Source organism: Arthrobacter senegalensis (assembly GCF_059091765.1).
In genome coordinates this window covers 534293-553584 of record NZ_JBNHGZ010000002.1, presented here as the reverse complement: position 1 = coordinate 553584, position 19292 = coordinate 534293, and the positions used below count along the sequence as shown (strand labels likewise).

16 protein-coding genes are annotated in these 19292 nt (G+C 66.8%); 5 read left to right on the top strand and 11 right to left on the bottom strand.

Annotation, left to right across the window (positions count from 1 at the left end):
- Positions 1 to 39 precede the first annotated feature (39 nt).
- Positions 40 to 1545, bottom strand: a complete 1506-nt coding sequence (locus tag AC5RVG_RS07990) for an FAD-dependent oxidoreductase (RefSeq protein WP_494013414.1) — start codon at positions 1543 to 1545, stop codon at positions 40 to 42.
- Between the two features lie 124 nt (positions 1546 to 1669).
- Here AC5RVG_RS07990 and AC5RVG_RS07985 point away from each other — a divergent pair, with 124 nt between their 5' ends.
- Entirely contained in the window at positions 1670 to 2236 is a 567-nt protein-coding gene (locus AC5RVG_RS07985) for a cysteine hydrolase family protein (protein WP_494001229.1), read from the top strand.
- Positions 2237 to 2249: 13 nt separating this feature from the next.
- Here AC5RVG_RS07985 and AC5RVG_RS07980 read toward each other — a convergent pair whose 3' ends face one another.
- A complete protein-coding gene (locus AC5RVG_RS07980; RefSeq protein ID WP_494001230.1) occupies positions 2250 to 2840 on the bottom strand; it encodes a TetR/AcrR family transcriptional regulator in 591 nt (196 codons plus the stop codon).
- Between the two features lie 355 nt (positions 2841 to 3195).
- On the opposite strand from AC5RVG_RS07980, the gene AC5RVG_RS07975 reads away from it, so the two are divergent.
- Positions 3196 to 4812 carry an MFS transporter gene (locus AC5RVG_RS07975; protein WP_494013413.1) on the top strand — a complete coding sequence of 539 codons (1617 nt, stop codon included), beginning with the start codon at positions 3196 to 3198 and terminating at the stop codon, positions 4810 to 4812.
- Positions 4813 to 4903: 91 nt separating this feature from the next.
- Here the strand turns inward: AC5RVG_RS07975 and AC5RVG_RS07970 are convergent, their stop codons facing one another.
- The 3 genes from AC5RVG_RS07970 to AC5RVG_RS07960 all read right to left on the bottom strand — a co-directional run bounded on the left by AC5RVG_RS07970 (position 4904) and on the right by AC5RVG_RS07960 (position 8825).
- Positions 4904 to 6379: an MDR family MFS transporter gene (locus AC5RVG_RS07970; protein ID WP_494013412.1), complete on the bottom strand. Its 1476-nt coding sequence runs from the start codon at positions 6377 to 6379 to the stop codon at positions 4904 to 4906.
- Between the two features lie 100 nt (positions 6380 to 6479).
- Positions 6480 to 6959, bottom strand: a complete 480-nt coding sequence (locus tag AC5RVG_RS07965) for a MarR family winged helix-turn-helix transcriptional regulator (RefSeq protein ID WP_494001233.1) — start codon at positions 6957 to 6959, stop codon at positions 6480 to 6482.
- Between the two features lie 126 nt (positions 6960 to 7085).
- The gene (locus AC5RVG_RS07960) at positions 7086 to 8825 is read right to left on the bottom strand and encodes a CocE/NonD family hydrolase (RefSeq protein WP_494013411.1); all 1740 of its coding nucleotides are present in this window, start codon (positions 8823 to 8825) and stop codon (positions 7086 to 7088) included.
- A gap of 217 nt (positions 8826 to 9042) precedes the next feature.
- On the opposite strand from AC5RVG_RS07960, the gene AC5RVG_RS07955 reads away from it, so the two are divergent.
- Positions 9043 to 9984, top strand: coding sequence for an MBL fold metallo-hydrolase (locus tag AC5RVG_RS07955; RefSeq protein WP_494013410.1), 942 nt, complete (start codon positions 9043 to 9045; stop codon positions 9982 to 9984).
- A 76-nt stretch (positions 9985 to 10060) separates the two neighbouring features.
- Here AC5RVG_RS07955 and AC5RVG_RS07950 read toward each other — a convergent pair whose 3' ends face one another.
- The 5 genes from AC5RVG_RS07950 to AC5RVG_RS07930 all read right to left on the bottom strand — a co-directional run bounded on the left by AC5RVG_RS07950 (position 10061) and on the right by AC5RVG_RS07930 (position 15255).
- Positions 10061 to 10987 carry an alpha/beta hydrolase gene (locus tag AC5RVG_RS07950; protein WP_494013409.1) on the bottom strand — a complete coding sequence of 309 codons (927 nt, stop codon included), beginning with the start codon at positions 10985 to 10987 and terminating at the stop codon, positions 10061 to 10063.
- A complete protein-coding gene (locus AC5RVG_RS07945) occupies positions 10984 to 12105 on the bottom strand; it encodes an FAD-dependent oxidoreductase (RefSeq protein WP_494013408.1) in 1122 nt (373 codons plus the stop codon). The genes AC5RVG_RS07950 and AC5RVG_RS07945 overlap by 4 nt, the downstream gene beginning before the upstream one ends.
- A 125-nt stretch (positions 12106 to 12230) precedes the next feature.
- Complete coding sequence (locus tag AC5RVG_RS07940) at positions 12231 to 13184, bottom strand: phosphotriesterase family protein (protein ID WP_494001891.1); 954 nt, start codon at positions 13182 to 13184, stop codon at positions 12231 to 12233.
- 48 nt (positions 13185 to 13232) lie between these two features.
- A complete protein-coding gene (locus AC5RVG_RS07935; protein WP_494013407.1) occupies positions 13233 to 14222 on the bottom strand; it encodes a phosphotriesterase family protein in 990 nt (329 codons plus the stop codon).
- 289 nt (positions 14223 to 14511) lie between these two features.
- Positions 14512 to 15255, bottom strand: a complete 744-nt coding sequence (locus tag AC5RVG_RS07930) for a GntR family transcriptional regulator (RefSeq protein ID WP_494013406.1) — start codon at positions 15253 to 15255, stop codon at positions 14512 to 14514.
- A 147-nt stretch (positions 15256 to 15402) separates the two neighbouring features.
- Between AC5RVG_RS07930 and AC5RVG_RS07925 the strand changes: the two genes are divergently transcribed.
- Entirely contained in the window at positions 15403 to 15645 is a 243-nt protein-coding gene (locus AC5RVG_RS07925; protein ID WP_494001894.1) for a DUF2630 family protein, read from the top strand.
- Positions 15646 to 15724: 79 nt separating this feature from the next.
- On the opposite strand, the gene ku is transcribed toward AC5RVG_RS07925, so the two are convergent.
- On the bottom strand, positions 15725 to 16579 hold the full coding sequence (gene ku / locus AC5RVG_RS07920) for a non-homologous end joining protein Ku (RefSeq protein WP_494001895.1): 855 nt from the start codon (positions 16577 to 16579) through the stop codon (positions 15725 to 15727).
- A gap of 82 nt (positions 16580 to 16661) precedes the next feature.
- Between ku and AC5RVG_RS07915 the strand changes: the two genes are divergently transcribed.
- Positions 16662 to 19205: an ATP-dependent DNA ligase gene (locus AC5RVG_RS07915; RefSeq protein WP_494013405.1), complete on the top strand. Its 2544-nt coding sequence runs from the start codon at positions 16662 to 16664 to the stop codon at positions 19203 to 19205.
- Positions 19206 to 19292: the final 87 nt, after the last annotated feature.

Sequence of the window (19292 nt, the reverse complement as noted above, 5' to 3'; positions counted from 1 at the left end):
CACTAGACTACCGGTGCGGCGGCGTCAGTCCCAAGGGGGCTACCGTGCCTCGAGGTCCTTGACGGCGGGGCCTTCCAGCACCTTGCCGTCGGCGCTGAAGCGGGACCCGTGCAGGGGGCAGTCCCAGCTGCCCTCCGCGTCGTTCCAGGACAGCACGCCGCCCAGATGCGTGCAGACCGCGCTGACCCGGTATGTGGCGGAGTCCACGGTACAAATGCCCACCGGCCGCGAATTTTCCCGCACCACACTGCCCTGACCCTCCGGCGGTGCCGCATGCGTGGTCCTGGTCAATCCGCCCAGCCAGCCGGACAGCAATTCCAACCCGACGGACAAATTGGTGCCGGCGGTGCTGGCGGCGTCCCGTCCGGAGATGCGTGACTTATAGAGGTCCTTGGCCCAATGATTGTCGCCGCCCAGGATGGAGGCCGACAGCGCCAGTGCCGCCGCCACCCCGTTGGTCATGCCCCACTTGTTGAATCCGGTGGCCACCATGATGCGCTTTTCCCCGGGCAGGATCGGACCCACGTACGGCACCGCACCGGCGGGTTCATAGTCCTGCGCAGACCAGGCATGCGTGGGCTCGGCACCCGGAAAGTGCTGTTGGGTCCAACGGAGCAGGTCATCGACCAGACCCCGGGTATGGCCGTGGCGGCCGACAACGTGGCCGTTGCCGCCGACCAGCAAGACCTCCCGGTCGCCGTGGCGCGCGGTCCGCAGCGAGCGGGTCGGCCCGTCGATGGACAAATACATCCCCGACGGGATGCGCCCGGGCACCGTCAAGGCGGCGGCGTAGGAACGCATTGGCTTGAGCACGCTGAAATGTCCGCCGCGGTTGAGCATGGGCGTGCCGGTCGCCAGCACCAGGATGCCGGTCTTAATGTCGCCCAGCCCCGTGCGCACGGTAAGGTTTCGCGGCCCCGCCCCGTCACCGCCGTCGTCCGCGCGGGCGATGCCCGTGACCCGCATGCCCTCGAAGACCAGGCCTCCGCGGCTGCGCAGTTCTGCAACGAGCGCCGCCAGGAGGTGCATCGGATGGATCTGGGCCTGGTCGGCCAACCGCAGCATCCCGGCGACCTCGAACGGCAGCTCGCCGGCACCGGAGACTTTTTCGACCGGCAGGCCGGCGGATTCGCTGGCGCGCTGCTCCGCCGCCAGGTCCTCGGCGCCCTCGGGGGTGGTGGCGTAGGTGAATGCGTCCCGCCGGTCGTATCCCACCCGGTGTTCGTCGCAGTACCGCAGGATCCACGCCTGGGCTTCCCGCTGGGCGGCCACATAGGCCGCGGCGGTGCCGGAATCGTGATGGTTCGCGATGCGCGAAAGCTGGCTGCCCTGCAGCAGGGATACCTTGGCGGTCGTGTTGCCGGTAGTGGCGGCGCCGACCGACCGCGCCTCCGCCACGGCAACCCGGTGCCCGGCCCGCGCCAGCAGGACAGCAGTGGTGAGGCCGGTAAGCCCTGCTCCGGCGACGACCGAGTCGAACCCGGTTTGGCCGGAGTACGTGTCCACGGGAATCTGTTGGGCGGTATCGAGCCAGAGTGAGTGCATGACGCTGTCCTTTCGGCCGGATGGTAGTACACACCACACCCTGTCGCTGCTGGCGCGTCAAGACCCAAACTGCGGGTGCACCTGACAGGATGGAAGCGAGGACGACCGGCGGAAGGCGGAGGGCATGAAAACTGCGGTGCTGATGATCGACTTGCAGAACGCGTACTTCGAGGACCCTGCCTTGGCCAAGCGGCAGGAAGCCGTGGTGGAGTCAGCCAATCTGTTGATCAGGACCGCGACGGCGGCGCAGGTGCCGGTGCTGCTTGTTTACACGCAGCACCTCAGGGACCGTTCAACCTGGACCCTCAGCATGCTCGACGATGACCAGGGATTCTTGTTCGAGGGGACCGAGCAGGCCGAATTCCTGCCCGGGCTGCAAACAGAGGGCCTCGAGCGCGTCGTCAAGACACGCGACAGCGCGTTTTTTGGTACAGGCCTGGCCGAGCGGCTGCGGGACGCCGGGGTGGAACGGCTGGTCCTGGCAGGCGTGGCGACCCACAACTGCGTGGCGCAGACGGCGGCCGATGCGTTCGCCCACAACTTCCGCGTGGTCTTCGCCAAGGACATGATTGCCTCGACCAATGAGGACTATGCCGGTTCCATGCTGCAGATCCTCAGCGATGAGTACCGCCAGCCCGTGCTGGGCCGCGGGGCGCTGGCCGAATTGCTGGCGGGCGCGCGCCAAGGGTGATCCAGCTGGAGGCTTACCCCTCCGAGAGCAGGTGGCACCAGGAATCCGTCAGGGTTTCCAGGCACATCTCCCGATCCATAATCCAGCCCGTGCGGATCCACCGCTGCGAGAGGTATTCCAGCTGGCCAAAGGCGAGGACGCAGCGGACCTGGCGGCTGGCCGGGTCGAACCGCCCCGACCGATCCAGCCCGGATGTCATGTCCGCCGCAACATCGCGGAACCAGTCCTCCATGACCTTTGCAACCTCGGGCTCGACCGGGGCCGCCTGATAGACGGCATGCAGATAGGGGCGGGTTGCTTCCCATTGGTCGAATTTCCGGCTGATCCAGGCGCGGATCAAGTCGCGGGTACCCAGTTCCACCACGGTGGATAGGGCCGGGTCGTCCACGCTGGTGAGAATGGAGTCCACCGTCTTCACCACGTCGCCCATCAGCTGCGCCTTCGACGCGAAGTGCAGGTAGAAGGTCGTCCTCGTGGTGCCGGCACGGGCGGCAATGTCGTCGATCGTGGTGGCCGCGTAGCCCTTGGACTCAAAGAGGTCCAGGCCGGTGTCCAAGAGAAGTTGCCTGGTCTGCTGTTTCTGAGCCTCGCGGAGTGTTGCCATGCCACACAGGATAGCCGGTGTCCGCGGCTCGTCCGGACCAGCCGAGGCTGCCCTCCGGATTTCCCCGCACCGCTGTAGCACTTCAGCCCGGCGACTCTTGGAGCGGAAGCCCTCTCAAATGACACGTCGAATGTTCACTTGACACCGTGTATTTCGAATCACTACTGTTAGCCCCATCACGATGGGCCTGTCGCCTGCGTCACAGGGTGCCGCAGACAGCACAGGGCGTTGCGGCAGGGTCTCGTCTACCACCGGTTCCAGCGAGTGCGGACGAATGCGGCCGCCCATGCCCGGACCGGTTCCGCCGAGCACCACCCGTTCACCACACCGCTCACACCATGACAAGGAAGTTCATATGAGCCAGGACCAGGGGACCCACACGTCATCGCCGCAGTCCGATCCGCCGCCCCAAACGCCGCCCGTGCAGGTCACACCCGCGCGCACCAGGGGCACATTGGTCGCTGCATCATTGGTGGTCATGGTGGCGCAGATCGCCAACGCTCTGCCAGGCGCGCTCAATGGCGAATTCCAGGTCACCTTTAACACGTTCGGTTCCCAGCTGACCTGGATCACCGCCGCGTTCATGATTCCGGTGGTGGTTTTCGAGCTGACCTTCGGTGTGCTCGGTGACAAGTACGGCCACCGCAAGCTCGTCGTGGGCGGCGCCGTGCTGGTCATGATCGGCTCGCTGGTCTGCGCCATATCCCCGACGGTCCAGGCCATGTGGATTGGCTCCGCCCTTAACGGCCTGGGTGCGGGTGCGATTTTCCCCGCATCGTTGGCCCTGGTTGCTTCGGTGGCGCGCTCCATGCAGGAGCGCGTGCGAGGCATCGCCATCTGGGCAGGCTTCCTTTCGGCGGGTTCGGCCCTGTCGCCCTTGCTCGGCGGCGTATTTGCCGGCTTCGGCTGGTGGCGCGGGGCCTATGCGGTGGTGGTATTGACGGCCCTCGCCGCACTGCTGCTGACCGCCCTGCGCTCCGCCGAGGCCAAGGTGGCCCGGGAGCGCCGGATGGATATCTGGGGCCAAATCACCTTCGCACTGGGCCTGATCCTGGTTCTCTTCGGGCTGGTACAGGGTCCCGAAGACGGCTGGACCAGCGCCCACGTGGTAGCCGCCCTCGCCTCCGGTGTGGTGCTGTTGGCGATCTTTGTGGCCATCGAACTGCGAGTCGAGTCCCCGCTGCTGGAGCTGAGGCTGTTTCTGAACCGCCAGTTCGCCATCGCGTCGATCGTGGCCGTGGTCGGCATGTTCGCCTTCCTGGGTGCCTGCTTCTCCACGAGCATGTGGCTGGGGCCGGTCCAGCACCAGAACCCGCTGTACCTCGGCCTGCTGTTCCTGCTGCTGCAGGGGCCCGCCTTCGTGCTGATCCCCGTGCTGTCCCGGCTGCAGGCCCGCGTCTCATCCCGCTGGCTGATGACGTTCGGATTCCTGGCCATGGCTGTCGGCGCATTGATCAACTCCACTGCCGATGTCACCAGCCGCGACGTGACCGCTTTCATCCTGCCGTCCCTGCTGGTCGGACTTGGTTTCGCCTTCACGCTGAGCCCGATGACCGCTATTGCCGTTAACTCGGTGCCTCGGGAGATGACCGGCATGGCCAGCGCCACCACCAACCTCCTGCGCGACCTCGGGTTTGCGCTCGGACCGGTGCTGGTGGGCGCCATTGCCCTCTCCACCGCCGGCGGAAAACTCATGACCTCCCTGCAGACCTCCGGTTTGGCTCCGGACCAGTTGGGTCCGGCGATGGGCATTGCGGAAGCGGGCGGTCCGATCGCGCTCAACAGCATCCCCGAGGGCGTTCCCGGATCGGGCGGCAGCCAGTTCGCCCTCGAGGCCCTGGGCAGCGGATTCACGCAGGCCTTCCTGGTGGTTGCCATCGCGGCCCTGGCCGCGGCATTGCTCAGCTTCTTTGGGTTGCACGGCGTCAAGGAAACCGAACCGGAAGCAGCGGCACCGCGCACGGCCGCGTAGCATCCCGCAGCGCCGCGACCGAGACAGAGGAAGCCGGCCATCCCTTGGGGTGGCCGGCTTCCTCTGAGCGTGCGGGCGGGGCAACCGGGCCTTAGTGGCCGGTGTTCTCCTGCAGGCGCCGAACGAACGGTGCGCACACGACGGCCGCGAGGCCGAGGATGCCGCCGACCGTGAAGGCGACCCGGACGCCGTCAACCAGGGCGACGTTCGCCGCGATGCCGCCGGCGGCTGCCGCCGCCGTGCCGATGGTCATGGCGGCAACGAGAACCGCGGTACCCGCGGCGCCGGCCAACTGCTGCAGGGTATTCATGATCGCGCTGCCATGGCCGTACTGCTCACGCGGCAGGGCGCCCAGAGCCACGGTCATCAGCGGAGTCATCAGCATGGCCATGCCGACGCAGAACACAGTATGGAAGACGACGATCGTCGGCACCGGGGTATCAATATGGACGCTGCCCAGCAGCCACTGCCCACCGGCCAGCAGGAAGGCGCCGGGAATGACGATGGGCCGGGGGCCCACCTTGTCGTAAAGGCGGCCGACGAGCGGGGACACGATCCCTTGGATCAGGCCGCCGGGCAGGAGGGCCAGGCCGATGGTCAACGTGCTCAGGCCCATGCCGTTCTGCATGAAGATCGGCATCACCATGACCGTGCCCAGCATGGTGGCCATGGCGATCATCACGATGATGACCGAGATGCGGAAGTTGTGCACCTTGAACGGACGAAGGTCCAGCAGGTCCGACTCCGTCTTGCGCAGGGCACGCTGGCGCTGAATAAAAAGGACCAGCGCGACGGCGCCGACAACCAGTGCCACGCCCGGGGCCCAGGAACCTGCCATCAGGTCGGCGATCGAGGACAGCGCATAGACGATGCCGCCGAAGGCGAAGGCGGAGAGGATGACCGAGAGGACATCCAGCGGAGCCTTGCGCGTCTCCTTGCCGGTCTTGATGGCAATGACGCCGAAGAGGAAGACGATGGTGGCCACCGGCACCATCAGGCCGAAGACCCAGCGCCACGTCAAGGAGTTGATGACGGCGCCGGAGAGGGTGGGGCCGATGGCCGGAGCCACGGAGATGACCACGGAGTTGAGGCCCATGACAGTGCCGCGGTGCCGGACCGGCACGGAGGTGAGCGTGGTGGTCATCAGCAGCGGCAGAATGATGGCCGTGCCGGCCGCTTGGACGATGCGCGCGATGAGCAGCACCGCGAACGTCGGGGCGATGGTCGCCAGCGCCGTGCCGAGGATGAAGAGCAGCATCGCACTGACGAAGAGGCTCTTCGTGGTGAACCGCTGAAGCATGAAGCCGGTGGTCGGAATGACGACGGCCATCGTGAGCATGAAGCCCGTGGTGAGCCACTGCGCCGTTGTGGCCTGGACGCCCAGGTCCGCCATCAGGTTGGGCAGGGCGACGGTCAGCACGGTCTCGTTGAGGATCATGATCAGCGCTGACAGCACCAAGGCGGTGATCACGGCGGCGATGCGCTTGGGCGAGACCCTCTCGGGCTCCACGGCCTCTGCCGCCTCCACCTCTTTGGGCGGAATTTTCTCCTCTAGGACGTCTTTCATGGACACCTTTTCTGTTTGTGGGGTGCGGCAGACAGGTGCGCCGCTAATAGTTACAAAAGTATAAGTATATAGAAAAAGAAAAGCCCGACTGGCCGACGGTTCAGCGCTGGTCGGGCTCGTTGATCAGCGCCGCCAGGCGCTGGAGGGCGGGCAGGCTCGCGGCGATCTGCTCCTGTTCCCCGGGGTGCAGCCTGGCTGCCGCCGTCCCGAGGGTTTCCGCCCACGCGGTTTCCAGCATGATCCTGATCCGCTGGGACTCGTCGGTGGGGTGCAGCGTCACGTAGCGCTTGTCCGCCTCGTCGCGTCTCCTCGTCACGAGCCCGCGGGCCACCAGTTCGCGCAGCTGGGTGCTCACGTTGCTGAACTGGCGGTCAAGCCTGGAAGCGACCTCGGCCACGGTTATGCCCGGGTGCGCTTCGATGACCCGCATGATGTCCACCATGCCGTTGGGCAGCAACGGGACGCCGGAATTCTCGTGGGATTTTCGGCGGACATCGGAGGAGATGTCGATCAAGGCCACCGCCAGATCGCGGTTGTCCTCGACGGCTTTCCGCGCCGTGCCGCCCTCGGTTGTTTCCATTACCCAAGGATAAGAGGTGCGCCGGGCACCTCCGGCCGTGACGTTCAGGATCGCTGATCACCACGGCCGGGGAAGCCTCGGGGGCACCTCGAGGGCGCCCGGCCGGCGGTCGGGGCTGCCGTCGCGTTAGTTCGCCCCATCCTCGGCCTTGCAGGCGGTGAAGGGCAGGACCAGCCGGGACCGGTGTGCAGCGTCGCGGTAAATCTTGTGCGTCACCGGGCGTCCCACCGGGAGGTGGAAGGCGTCCGGAGGCAGCAGTGCGTTGTGCTCGTCGGCCAGCGGCTCGCCGTTGGAAAGCTCGGCCACCAGCCGGTGTCCCGGCCTGAAGGTGTTGGCGAACGGGTAGAGGCGCAGGACATACTCCTCGATCTTCCCCGGCTCCACCGGCACGGCTCGGGTGTGCGGGTGGATCGGGCTGCCCTCGCTGGTGCGCTCCTCGTCCAGCTCGCGGTGCGAGGCCTTGAGGTAGCCGGTGGTGATCAGTTGGCGCTTGCCGTTCGGGGCGTAGTCCCACAGGCGCAGGATGAAGTTCGAGTCCGGCTGGTCGATCTCGGCGAAGATGTGCGCGGCGCCGGTGCCGATCATCTCCGTGTCCTCTTCGAACGGCCCGGTACTCCAGCTGAGGATCTCCACCTTGTCGGTCACCGTCAGGGGCGCCTGGTAGAAGCCGTCCGGGGCCGCATACTCCACGCCCATCAACTCCGGCTCGGCGGACAGCTTGTGGCGCGGACGAAGGTAGAGGGAGGTGTACTCGATCTCCTTCGGCGGCCACTGGTCCGCCTCGACGGTCTCGCGGGAACCTTCGACGAAAACGCTCACGGCCGGCTCGTCCATCACGCCGTTGTCGATGCCCTTGATCCAGTAGTCGTACCAGCGGAACATCTTGTCGTGCTCCTCGATGAACGGGCGCGACTGCATGGGCGGGTAGGGGCCGATGGTCAGCTTCTTGGGTCCCTTGAGCGAGTTGTACAGCTCGATGGTGCCGTCCATGGTCCAGCCGCGGCCCTGGTCGATTTGGAGCCAGACCGGGATGTCGATGTTCGGAGCGAGCGTGATGGGGTTGCGCTCCTCGTACCACTCGCCGTCCAGCTCGTTCATGACGATGTCGAACCAGGCTTCGTGGTTCTTGGGGTAATGCAGCACGTGGACCAGGTTCGGCCAGGCGGCAACGTCCGGGTCCTCGAGGCGCCTCGCGACCAGCTTCTTGAGCTCCTCGGGCGAGTATTTTTCGATCATGCGGGACTTGACGCCGTCGGTGAAGGCCCAGCCGGAGTCTCCGCCGCGGCCTTCGCGGGCGGCGCGGGGCATGAACCACATGATGCCGCCGTGGTAGGTGGTTTCGTAAAAGTCGTAGTGGCCGCCGCTGACGAAAATCGCCTTCAGGTGGGGCGGGCGTTCGGCCGCGGCCAGTACCTGCATGGAGCCGAAGTAGGAGATGCCGACCATGCCGACGTTGCCGTCGCACCACGGCTGTTCGGCAACCCATTCGATGAAGTCGTACGCATCCTGGCCCAGCGATACGCCGCCGGCGTTGTAGTTGCCGATGTGTTCGCCGCCGGAGTCGCCGGACCCCCGCAGGTCGCCGATCACGTGGACGTAGTCCTCCTTGACGATGCGGGCGATGTCGCCGGCCTCGATGCAGCCGTCCCACATCGGGCTCGGACGCCGCTGCGGGGGAGTGGTCAGCGCCAGCGCCTGCAGCTCCTTGCCGTACGGGCTCAGGGCCACCAGCGCCGGCCGGGGCTTGTCCTCCAGGCCCTGGTAGGTGTCCGCGGCGAGCTCGACGCCGTCGCGCATTGGGATCCGCAGGTCCTTGCGGATCTTGATCGTCTCCCCACCGGCATTCCACGTCGTGAAATCAGTCATGTGTGCACTTCCTTGTTGACGTTCGAGTGCCAGGTGTCCCGCTGGCAGGCGCGCTCTCCGGAGCCACGCTCAATTATATTATTATAATAAAGTGCCGTGCAAACGATGGTGACCAGGCCCGGGCCGCGGCGCGGAAAGGCCGCGCGAGGGCAAGGGTCCGCGCTGTCGAGCCGTACCATCAGGACCGTGAACGGGTCCCGGAGCTGAGGAGAGAACAATGACGCAAGAAGTGACCATTCATCCGCTGGTCTCGCCCTGGGGCCGCTTCGGTCTCTACAGCTTCTTCATCGACGCGCCCGAGCCGGCCATCGTCGACACGGGCATCACCACGTCACCGGTCGAGGGCATGGTGCCGGAGCTGGAGAAGCTGGGCCGGCGCATCGAGGACGTCAAGTGGATCCTGCTGACGCACGGCCACATCGACCACCTCGGCGGTGCCCACGCCCTCTGGGAGCTCACCGGCCGGAAGGCGAGGGTCGTCATCCACCGGGCGGACGCCCCGTTGCTTCGCTCCCGGCAGGCGCACGTGCAGAACTACCTCGACGTCCGCCGGCAGTACCTCGACAGCCCGAACGGCGTCGAGGAGCAGGTGAAGGCGGCCGGGCATGCCATCTCGGGCGAGATGGAACCGGACATGCTTTTGGAGGGCGGCGAAACCCTCAGCCTTGGCGGGGATGTCACGGTCTCCGTGCATCACATCCCCGGCCACACCGCGGGCTCCGTGGCCTACGTGGTGGACGGGCAGGACGCGGTGTTTGTCGGCGACTCCGTCCAGGTCCACGGCGCCGCCAACCACTTCCCGGGGTATGAGGATCCGGACGCCTACCGTGCCAGCCTCCGCTACCTGCGCGACGAGATCCGTCCCAAGCGCCTGTACCTTGGCCACCCCTACCGCAACACCGAGGGCGTGCCCTTCGACATCGGGATGGACGCCGGCACGGCCCGGCAGGCCCTGCAGGAGAGCCTGGACATCGAGGCCCGGGTCCGCGCCGCCGCGCGCCGCTCCGTGGAGGGCGGCCTGCAGGAGACCGGCTCGCCCTATTCGCCGTTCGCCTCGGTGGCCGAGGAACTCGGCTATACCGGGGATCCGACGCTGGAGCCTTCCCCGTTCTTCACGACCCTGCACGGCTACCGCAAGCTGTACGGCAAGACCGCCTAACCGGCTCCACGCCCCAAACGACGACGGCGGCGCGCACCTTTGGGTGCGCGCCGCCGCTGCGTTCGGGTGGGGTGGGTCAGCCCTGGTTAAGGAACTCGCCCGTTTCCTGGTAGGCCCGGTACATGTCCGGGATCCAGAAGAAGTTCTGGACGAAGCCGTGGTTGGCGCCCGCGTAGCGGCTGACGGTGGTGTCCACGCCGGCGTCCTTCAGGCGCCGGCCGTAGAGTTCGCCCTCGTCGCGCAGGGGATCGTACTCGGCGGTGATGATCAGGGCCTTCGGCAGGCCGGTGAGGTCCTCGCGCTTGATCGGGGAGACCAGCGGGTCGGCCGGGTCCGCGCCGCTCTCGAGGTAGAAGGAGTTCCACGGCTTCAGCGCCGGGGTCTCCAGGCCGTAGCCGGTGGCGTTCTCCCACAGCGAGGCGTAGCGGTCCTCGTCGAAGTCCAGGTCCAGCGACGGGTAGCACAGGACCTGGTGCGTGATCCGGTCGAAGCCCTCGTCATGGGCCATCGCCGTCACCGCCGCCACGAAATTGGCGCCCGAGCTGTCGCCGGCCAAAGCCAGGTTCTGGCCGTCCCAGGCCAGGCTCCCGCCCTGCTCGGCGGCCCAGCGCACCACGCCGTAGCACTCCTGCAGGCTGGTCGGGAAGGGCGCCTCCGGTGCCAGCTGGAAGCCGACGGAGATGACCTTGTAGCCGCTCTCCTTGGCCAGCGCCCGCGCGACGTGGTCGTGCGTTTCCAGGCTGCCGGAGAAGAATGCGCCGCCGTGGAAGTACACCAGCAGCCCGTAAGACTCCGCCTCCGCCGGGGTGTAGATCCGCACCGGGACCTCGCCCGCGTCAGTGGCTGCAACGGTCTCCTCGACGGCGTGCAGTGGCAGCCGTTCCTCCACGGGCGCGACGAACTGCAGGTCGCCCGCGCGCTTTGCCTCGGGGTCGGGCCGCGTGCCGTGGTCGAACGGCGGCAGCGTGGCGAGGAGTTTGCCGATCTCGGGGTGGATTGTCACTCGACACCCGCCCCCTTCTCGAAGGACGTGGTCTCCGGGAAGGAGTCACCGATGTCGAACGGCTTGCGGGAGATGTCCTGCAACACGTCGGTGATGGGCTTGCGCTTGGCCTGGTAGGTGCGCAGGGCGTCCTGCAGGTCGGAGCCGTCCTTGATGGCGTCGGCCAGCCAGGCGGCATCCTGCATGGCGGAGTTCGCACCCTGGCCCTGGTGATGCAGCATGGCGTGCGCGGCGTCGCCCACCAGGGCAACGCTGTCCGTGTGCCAGGTCGGCTGCTTGTCGATGTCGTAGACACCGCGGTTCGTCATCGAGGCGATGTCCAGTTCCTGGCCGATCTTCTGCAGGCGCTCGTCGAAGCCCTCCAGCAGCGACCCGATGTACTCGTGCGTGACCTCGGGCGCCCACGCGGTGTCGTCGCTCGGGGCGGTGATGTCGAAGGACACCTGGTTGCGGTGGCGCAGCGGCAGGAAGTACACGGTGGTGCCGTTCTGGCCCACGTAGACGCGGAAGTTGTCGTTCTCCACCAGGCCATAGGCGTCGTCGGCGGAGATGACGGCGCGCATGGCAATCGTGTGGGAGAACACCGGCTGGACCTCACCGAAGATCTGGTTGCGCACGCTGGAGCGGATGCCGTCGGCGCCCACTACCAGGTCGGCGGTGACCTCCACGCCGTTCTCGAACTTCACGGTGGCGGAGTTGCCGTTGTCGGCGATGCTGATCATCTTGTGCCCGATATGAACCCGCTCGGCCGGCAGCAGGCGCAGGAGGGTCTCGATGACGTCCCCGCGGTGGACCATGCGGCAGTGGTTGGTCTGGGCGTACTCGTTGATGCCCGGCCACGGGTCGCGGGCGATGAGCTCGCCGTTGGCCTGGTAGACCTCGATGGCCTCGGAGGGAGCGGAGACCTTCTCGAATTCTTCGAACACGCCCCACTTGCGCAGCACCTCCACGGTCGGCGGGCGCAGGCCGATGCCGGCCCCTACTTCGCCAAGCTCGGGGGCCTGCTCGTAGACGTGCACGTCGGCGCCGAGCTGCAGCAGTGCCAGGGCAGCGGAAGCGCCGGCGTAGCCGCCGCCCACGACGGCCACCTTCAGGTTCTGGATTTCGGAAGTCTGCATTGTTCTGTTGTTCCTTCACTGGGCGCCGGTGCAGGCGTCCTCGGGGTGAGTGTTGGGTTGGAGTCGCCGCCGTCGTCGTAGGCGGCAGCGGAGCCGGCGCGTGACGCCGGATGGAGTGATGCGGGTCAGGCCTTGATGGAGAGGAAATCGGCCGGGTTGTCCTCGAGGAGGAGCTTGATGGTGGCGTCGTCGATGCCGGCGGCGCGCATGTCCGGGAGCATGTCGTCGAAAATGTAGTTAATGGTGTGGCCCTTCACGCCCGGCCAGCCCAGCGGGCTGCAGTTGGCGTCTGCCGAGACGAGCAGCTTGTCCGCGTAGCCCTTGTTCACCAGCTTGACGAAGTGCTCCATGCGCTCGGCGCGTTTGCGGCCCCAGAACGGCGGGTCGGGCAGTTCGAGGTCGTACCCGAAGGTGTCGAAGCCGATGCGGCCGCCCTGCTCGTAAATCCAGTCGTGCGGCGTGATCGGTGCGTTCAGGCCGTCGTCGGCGTGGCCGAAGAGGACGCGATCCAACGGGAGGCCCTCCTCGTTGAAGATGTTCACGGCGGGCTCGGGGTCGATCGCCAGATGCGTGAGGATCGGGACCCCGGTGAGGACGGCGGCGCGGGCGGCGGCGCGGTAGATCCGCTTGTCGAGTTCGGTCATCTTGCCGCCGCGGCTCACGCCGACCTTGATGACGCCGGCCTTGGCGCCCGTGTCGCCGATCCCCACTGTGATTTCGTGGATGAACACCTTCGCCAGGTAGTCCACCGACGCCCGTGCAAAGTGCGGCAGGGCGGTGTCGCCGCCCACGAAGCCGGTGCAGGCCACGATGTGGACGCCGGTCTTGGCCGAGAGGGACTTGTAATAGTCGACGTCGCGGCCGTTGCAGATGCCGGTGGCATCCACGAAGGTGCCGCCGCCGTTTTCACGGAACCTGCGCAGCTTCGGCACGGTTTCTTCGTAGGCCTGCTCCGGCGACTTCCACCATCGCGTGTCGAGCTCGGAGCCGGGCATGCCGTAGCCGATGTGTTCGTGGACTGCCACGATTTCCAGTTCTTCAGCCGGGATTGTTCCCAGCACGGTGTTGACCTTGGTCATTCCTTCACCTCAGGGTTTCGAAAGCTTGTTGATGGCGGGCCGCGGTGCTCAGCGCACAGCCAGCAGGTTGCGCGGATTGTCCACCAGGATGCGGCGGGCGTCGTCGTCGCCCAGGCCCAGTGATTTCAGGAAGGGGACGAAGGCGGTCAACACGTGGCTGAACGGCAGGTCGTAGTCCGGCTGCCCCTTGGCCACGCCGATCGCGTTGGACGAGAGGATGACCTGGTCCGTGTGGCCGGCCCCGACAAGCTCGAGCACCAGTGAGGCCCGCTCGCGGTCGCTGAGGTAGCCGCCGTCGTCGTCCAGTCCCACGTGGTCCAGGCCCACGAAGGCACCGCGGCGGGCCACCTCAAGCGCCGCACCGGCGGCCGCGGCGTCCTGGCGGTCCAGGCCGCCGACGAGCACCCGCCCGGCGGGCAGTCCCTCGTCCAGGACGACGTCGAGGTCGTGCAGGGCGTCGGCGCCGTAGCGGATGGAGACCGGGATGCCGGTGGCCAGGGCGGTCCGGGCCGCCCCGCGGAACAAGCTCTCGTCGGTGGGGGTCATGCCCTCGCGGGTTGCGGTGCTGGTGACCAGCCCGGCGGCTCCGCGGCGCTCGACCCGCGGGACCACCATGCCCTCGCTGACTTCCTTCGAGAAGAGGTCGGCGAACTTTTCGGCCGGCCACGGGGTCGGCGGGTTGGTCTGCGGGGTGAGGAAGTAGCCGCCGAGCATTTCCTCCGGCCCCATGCCGGTGGAAGCGATGATGTGCACGCCGGTCGAGCGCGAGAGCGCCTCGTACAGCTTCACGTCGCGGCCGTGGAACATGCCGGTGCTGTCCACGATCGTCTGGCCGCCGGCCGCGCGGAAGTCGGTCAGCTTTCCGGCCAGGACCTCGAAGATCTCCGCCCGGTCCATGCTGATGTCCGGGGCGTACTGGGCTCCCGGGACCACCGAGAGCAGGGCCTCGTGGACCGCGACCACACCCAGTTCGTGGGCGGGAACGGGGCCAAGAACGGTATTGGCCGTCGGGTGGGGGGTTGTTGTTGTATCCGTCATTGGCACAACCTTTCGTCTGACGCCACGCCATGCAGACGTCACGCGGGGAAGGATCATGCACCGCGACCTCTGGATTCATTCCTCGCCGAAACCGGTGCAGGCGGCAGTAAACGAAGGAGGAGCCCATCGGGAGGCCCGGCGTCCGCTAACGGCCGCGGGCTCCCGCTGATGTGACCTTGATTACCTGTCAACTAGGTTTACATGATGTAGTGCCAAAGTCAAGGCAATTGACCGGAAAACATCTCGGTTCGTCTTGGCTGACGGAGTGGATTTCCCGCGCGGTCGCGGCCTACTGCCCGGTGCTGAACCGGTACTTGAATTTGTCTGCCTGGTGCACTGCGGAGCGCCATCCGGCGGGCAGGTCGCCCGTGGTGAAGAAGACCGTCTCGATGACGAGCAACGGGCTCCCCACGGCGACCCCGAAGGTCGCGGCCTGTTCGGCGGTGGCCGCGGTTGCCCAGGCTTCGTGCTCGGCGCGGACGTGTGCGATGCCGAACTCTTTCTTGAGGAGTTCGAAGGCGGAGCCAACGCGTTCCAGTTCCGCGGCGGTGGGGCTGAAGTCCCCGGGCGCCCGAATGTAGACGTCGGCTTCGACGAGGGGCTCATCCTCGACCGAGATCAGGCGGGTGAAATGCAGGAGCCGCTCGTGCGCTTCGAGTCCCAGGAGGTCCCGAATCCGGCCGGGCGGTTCCACCCGTTCGATGCCGGCGACCTTCCCCGTCGGATGCAGTCCGCTCTCGGCGAGGTATTGGTACAGGGCCCCCGAGCGCACGTCGGCCGGCCGCTGGACCCTGGTGCCGATGACCGGGAACGTCCCCTTGCCTTGTTTCCGGTAGATGTACCCCTCGCTGGCAAGCTCCTGGAGTGCCTGCCGGATGGGCGCCCGGCTGACCTCGAACCGGCTGAGCAACTGCGCCTCGGTCATTGGCTTCCGTGGATCAGCGATCCCCTCGGCTATTTCCCTGCGCAGGATTTCCCTGATCTGGCGATACAGGGGTACCCCGGACGAGGTGTCGAGCTCGCCATATGCCATGAGTCTTCTGTTCCTCCACGTCGCCCGCCACCGGGATTGCCCTGCAGGAAGTCAACCACAGAACTCAGTCCATTGAGGAGGCGGCGGCCCTAGCCTGCCGATGGCGTGCGACGTAGCCTGAGGTGACTACCGCCGGAGGGGCGTGCCATGGACCAGGACATCCAAAAGTACATCAGCGCGTTGGTCGAGAAGGAACAACAACTGCGCGACTCCGCGCCGGAGGAGCCGGACAAGGCCGCCGCCCGCGCCGCCGAGCTGCGCCGCCTGGAAGAGCAGCTGGACCAGTGCTGGGACTTGCTGCGCCAGCGCCGTGCCAAGCGCAAGGCCGGCGAGGACCCGGGCGAAGCTGAGACCCGGCCGGCCGGGGAAGTGGAAAACTACCGGCAGTAGCGGAGCGGCAGGCGGTCCCGGCGGGCTGGGCCCCGCCCCGCCGTCGTCCCCCGCCCCGTCGTCGTCCGTTTACCGCGCGTCAGGCGCCCTTTGACGCCTCGGACTTGGAGCCTGACTTCTTCTTCTTCGAGGAGCCGGCGGAAGACTTGGCCTCCCGGTTCTGCTCGACGCTGCGGCGCAGCGCCTCCATCAGGTCCAGGACCTTGCCGCCTTCTTCCTCTTCGTCCGTGCCGAAGGTCTTTGCCGTATCCAGCGCCTCGCCCTGCTCCAGCTTCGCCTCGATCAGGGTCCGCAGCTGTTCCTGGTACTCGTCGGTGTAGTCCCCGGGCGTGAAGTCGGAGGAGAACGACTCCACCAGCGCGGCGGACATCTCCTTCTCTTTAGCCGAGATCCGCACGGTTTCCTCGAGCGACGGGAAGCTGGCCTCCCGTACCTCGTCCTCCCACAGCAGGGTCTGCAGCATCAGGACCTTGCCGCGGACCCGCAGCGCCGCCAGCCGGGTCTTCTGCCGCAGCGCGAACTGCACGATGGCCGTGCGGTCCGTCTCTTCCAGGGTCCGCCGGAGCAGGACGTAGGCCTTGGACGACTTCGAATCCGGCTCCAGATAGTAGCTGCGGTCGAACATGATCGGATCGATCTGGTCGCTCGGGACAAACTCGACGACTTCGATCTCGCGGCTTTTTTCGACCGGCAGGGACTTGAAATCCTCGTCCGTGATCACCACGGTGTGCTCACCGTCGTCGTACGCCTTGTCGATGTTCTGGTAGTCAACGGTCTTGCCGCAAACCTCGCACCGGCGCTGGTAGCGGATGCGCCCGCCGTCCTTGTCATGGACCTGGTGCAGGCTCACGTCGTGGTCTTCGGTGGCGCTGTAGAGCTTGACCGGCACGTTCACCAGACCGAACGCCACCGCGCCTTTCCAGATGGCTCTCATGCCACTAGTGAACACCCGCGGGCGGTACAAAGCCAGAGGCGAGGGCCTAGCCAACCGGCCGCGCGGCGGACAGACTGGCGGTATGGCCAGCCAGAATTCCAGCCGGATATCCAGCCAGAAGGAGACCGTAGACGTCGACGGGCGCCGGCTCAGGCTGACTAATTTGGACAAGGTGCTGTACCCGGAAACCGGGACCACCAAGGCGGAGGTGATCGCCTACTATTCGGAGATCGCCGAGTTCCTGGTTCCGCATGCCGCCGACCGGCCGGTGACGCGCAAACGCTGGGTTCACGGCGTCGGCACGGCGGAGGAACCGGGCGAGGTGTTCTTCCAAAAAAACCTGGACAAGTCCGCGCCCGACTGGGTCTTGCGGCACACCATCGAGCACAAGAGCAACATCAACGTCTACCCGTTGGCCAATGACCGGGCCACCCTGACGTGGCTGGCGCAGATTGCGGCCCTGGAAATCCATGTTCCGCAGTGGAAGTTCGGACCGCGCGGCAAGATCAACAATCCCGACCGGATGGTGCTGGACCTGGACCCGGGGGAAGGGGCCGGGCTGGCCGAGTGCGTCGAAGTCGCCTTCCTGATCAAGGACATCCTCGAGGGGATGGGGCTCGACCCGAGGCCGGTGACCTCCGGTTCCAAGGGCATTCACCTTTACGCCGGGCTGGACGGCAAACAGACCTCGGAGGACGTCAGCCAGGTGGCCCACGAACTCGCCCGCCTGCTGGAGGCCGACCATCCGGACCTCGTGGTCAGCGACATGAAGAAGTCCCTGCGCACGGGCAAGGTGCTGGTCGACTGGAGCCAGAACAACTGGGCCAAGACCACGATCGCCCCGTACTCCCTGCGCGGTCGGCCGCACCCCACCGTGGCGGTGCCACGAACCTGGGCCGAGCTGGAAGACCCGGACCTGGCTCACCTCGACTTCAGGCAGGTGCTCGAGCGCGTCAAGGAGATCGGCGACCCGCTGGCCGGCATGGCGGGCGGCACCGCCGACGAGCAGTCCCTGCCGGAGCCGGGGCCGGACCGGCTCAGCACGTACCGTTCGATGCGCGACCCGGACCGCACGCCCGAGCCGGTGCCTGCGGTGATCGAGCGGCGTGAGTCGGACGATGAACCGGTTTTCGTCATCCAGGAGCACCACGCACGCCGGCTGCACTACGACGTCCGCCTGGAGCATGACGGGGTGATGGTGTCCTGGGCCGTGCCCAAGGGACCGCCGGTCACGACCGGTAAGAACCACCTGGCCGTCCACACCGAGGACCACCCCATGGAATACGCCACTTTCGAGGGCACCATCCCCAAGGGCGAATACGGCGCCGGGGTGATGACCATCTGGGACAGCGGCACCTACGAAGTGGAGAAGTGGCGCGAGGGCAAGGAAGTCATCATCGTGCTGCACGGACGACCCGACGGCGGCCTGGCGAACGACGGCGGGCCCCCCGGTCCGCGTCGCTACGCCCTGATCCGCACCGGCGGCGAGGACGGCAAGGACAATTGGCTGATGCACCTGATGAAGGACCAGCCGCGTCCTGCTGCCGGGACGGCGGACGGCGGCGGGTCCGGGCGCGCCGGGCGGGCGGTCGTCACCGCCGCGCCTGCGGATGATACCGGCTCCGCACTGCACGACGCCGGGCCGCCGCAAGCGGTGAAACCGATGCTGGCCGTGCAGGGCACCGAGGCCTCCATCGACGAGGAGGAGGGCTGGGCCTACGAAATGAAGTGGGACGGAATCCGGGCCGTCGCCGTCGTTGCCGACGGGTCCGTGCGCTTGGTCAGCCGCAACGGCATCGACATGAGCAAGACCTACCCCGAACTGGCCGACCTGCCAGACCACGTCCTGGCCCAAACCGCGGTGCTGGACGGCGAGATCGTCGCGCTCGATGCCAAAGGACGGCCGGATTTCGGCCGCCTGCAGAACCGCATGAACCTTACCAAAAAAGCGGATATCGAGCGCGCGGCCGCGAAATACCCGGTGGAGTACTTCCTCTTCGATTTGCTGGAACTGGACGGAACACCAACACTTGGGCTGGAATACTCCCAGCGGCGGGAAATCCTCAAGGAAGCGGTGGAGACGCCGGACGACGGACATATCCAGGTGCCGCCGGAGCTGGATGCCAGCGCGGCCGAAGCGGTCGCAGCCAGCCGCGAGGTCGGCCTGGAAGGCATTATCGCCAAGCGCACGGACAGCAACTACGCGCCGGGCCTACGGACGAGGAGTTGGATCAAGATCAAGAACCAGCTGACGCAGGAAGTGGTCATCGTGGGCTGGCGGCCGGGCAAGGGCTCGCGCGCCCGCAAGGTCGGCTCGCTGCTGGTGGCCGTGCCCGACGGCGTGGAGCTGAGCTACCTCGGCCGCGTCGGGTCCGGCCTGACGGAGCGCGAACTGGCCGAAATCGGTGCACGGCTGAAGAAGATGTCACGCAAGACCCCGCCGCTGGAGGGCGTGCCGGCGGCAGACGCCTCCGACGCGAACTGGGTGCGGCCCGCGCTGGTCGGCGAGGTCCAGTTCAGCGAACGCACCGGGTCCGGAAAGCTCCGCCACCCGGTCTGGCGCGGCTTCCGGCCGGACAAGAAGCCGTCGGATGTCGTCGTCGAAATCCCGCAGATTCAGGCCTGACCCGCGGAGCTGCCGCTCAAAAATTTTGACCCTACCCCTATCATTCTGCCGATGAATCGTTAGTCTTTACCAAGGGGAACTTCTGGG

Bases quoted from the DNA above. Each gene is read 5' to 3' on its own strand.
- AC5RVG_RS07990 (WP_494013414.1), bottom strand. From the start codon at position 1,545: ATGCACTCACTCTGGCTCGATACCGCCCAACAGATTCCCGTGGACACG.
- AC5RVG_RS07965 (WP_494001233.1), bottom strand. From the start codon at position 6,959: ATGGAAACAACCGAGGGCGGCACGGCGCGGAAAGCCGTCGAGGACAAC.
- AC5RVG_RS07955 (WP_494013410.1), top strand. From the start codon at position 9,043: ATGACGCAAGAAGTGACCATTCATCCGCTGGTCTCGCCCTGGGGCCGC.
- AC5RVG_RS07940 (WP_494001891.1), bottom strand. From the start codon at position 13,184: ATGACCAAGGTCAACACCGTGCTGGGAACAATCCCGGCTGAAGAACTG.
- AC5RVG_RS07985 (WP_494001229.1), top strand. From the start codon at position 1,670: ATGAAAACTGCGGTGCTGATGATCGACTTGCAGAACGCGTACTTCGAG.
- AC5RVG_RS07960 (WP_494013411.1), bottom strand. From the start codon at position 8,825: ATGACTGATTTCACGACGTGGAATGCCGGTGGGGAGACGATCAAGATC.
- AC5RVG_RS07925 (WP_494001894.1), top strand. From the start codon at position 15,403: ATGGACCAGGACATCCAAAAGTACATCAGCGCGTTGGTCGAGAAGGAA.
- AC5RVG_RS07930 (WP_494013406.1), bottom strand. From the start codon at position 15,255: ATGGCATATGGCGAGCTCGACACCTCGTCCGGGGTACCCCTGTATCGC.
- AC5RVG_RS07915 (WP_494013405.1), top strand. From the start codon at position 16,662: ATGGCCAGCCAGAATTCCAGCCGGATATCCAGCCAGAAGGAGACCGTA.
- AC5RVG_RS07935 (WP_494013407.1), bottom strand. From the start codon at position 14,222: ATGACGGATACAACAACAACCCCCCACCCGACGGCCAATACCGTTCTT.
- ku (WP_494001895.1), bottom strand. From the start codon at position 16,579: ATGAGAGCCATCTGGAAAGGCGCGGTGGCGTTCGGTCTGGTGAACGTG.
- AC5RVG_RS07975 (WP_494013413.1), top strand. From the start codon at position 3,196: ATGAGCCAGGACCAGGGGACCCACACGTCATCGCCGCAGTCCGATCCG.
- AC5RVG_RS07945 (WP_494013408.1), bottom strand. From the start codon at position 12,105: ATGCAGACTTCCGAAATCCAGAACCTGAAGGTGGCCGTCGTGGGCGGC.
- AC5RVG_RS07980 (WP_494001230.1), bottom strand. From the start codon at position 2,840: ATGGCAACACTCCGCGAGGCTCAGAAACAGCAGACCAGGCAACTTCTC.
- AC5RVG_RS07970 (WP_494013412.1), bottom strand. From the start codon at position 6,379: ATGAAAGACGTCCTAGAGGAGAAAATTCCGCCCAAAGAGGTGGAGGCG.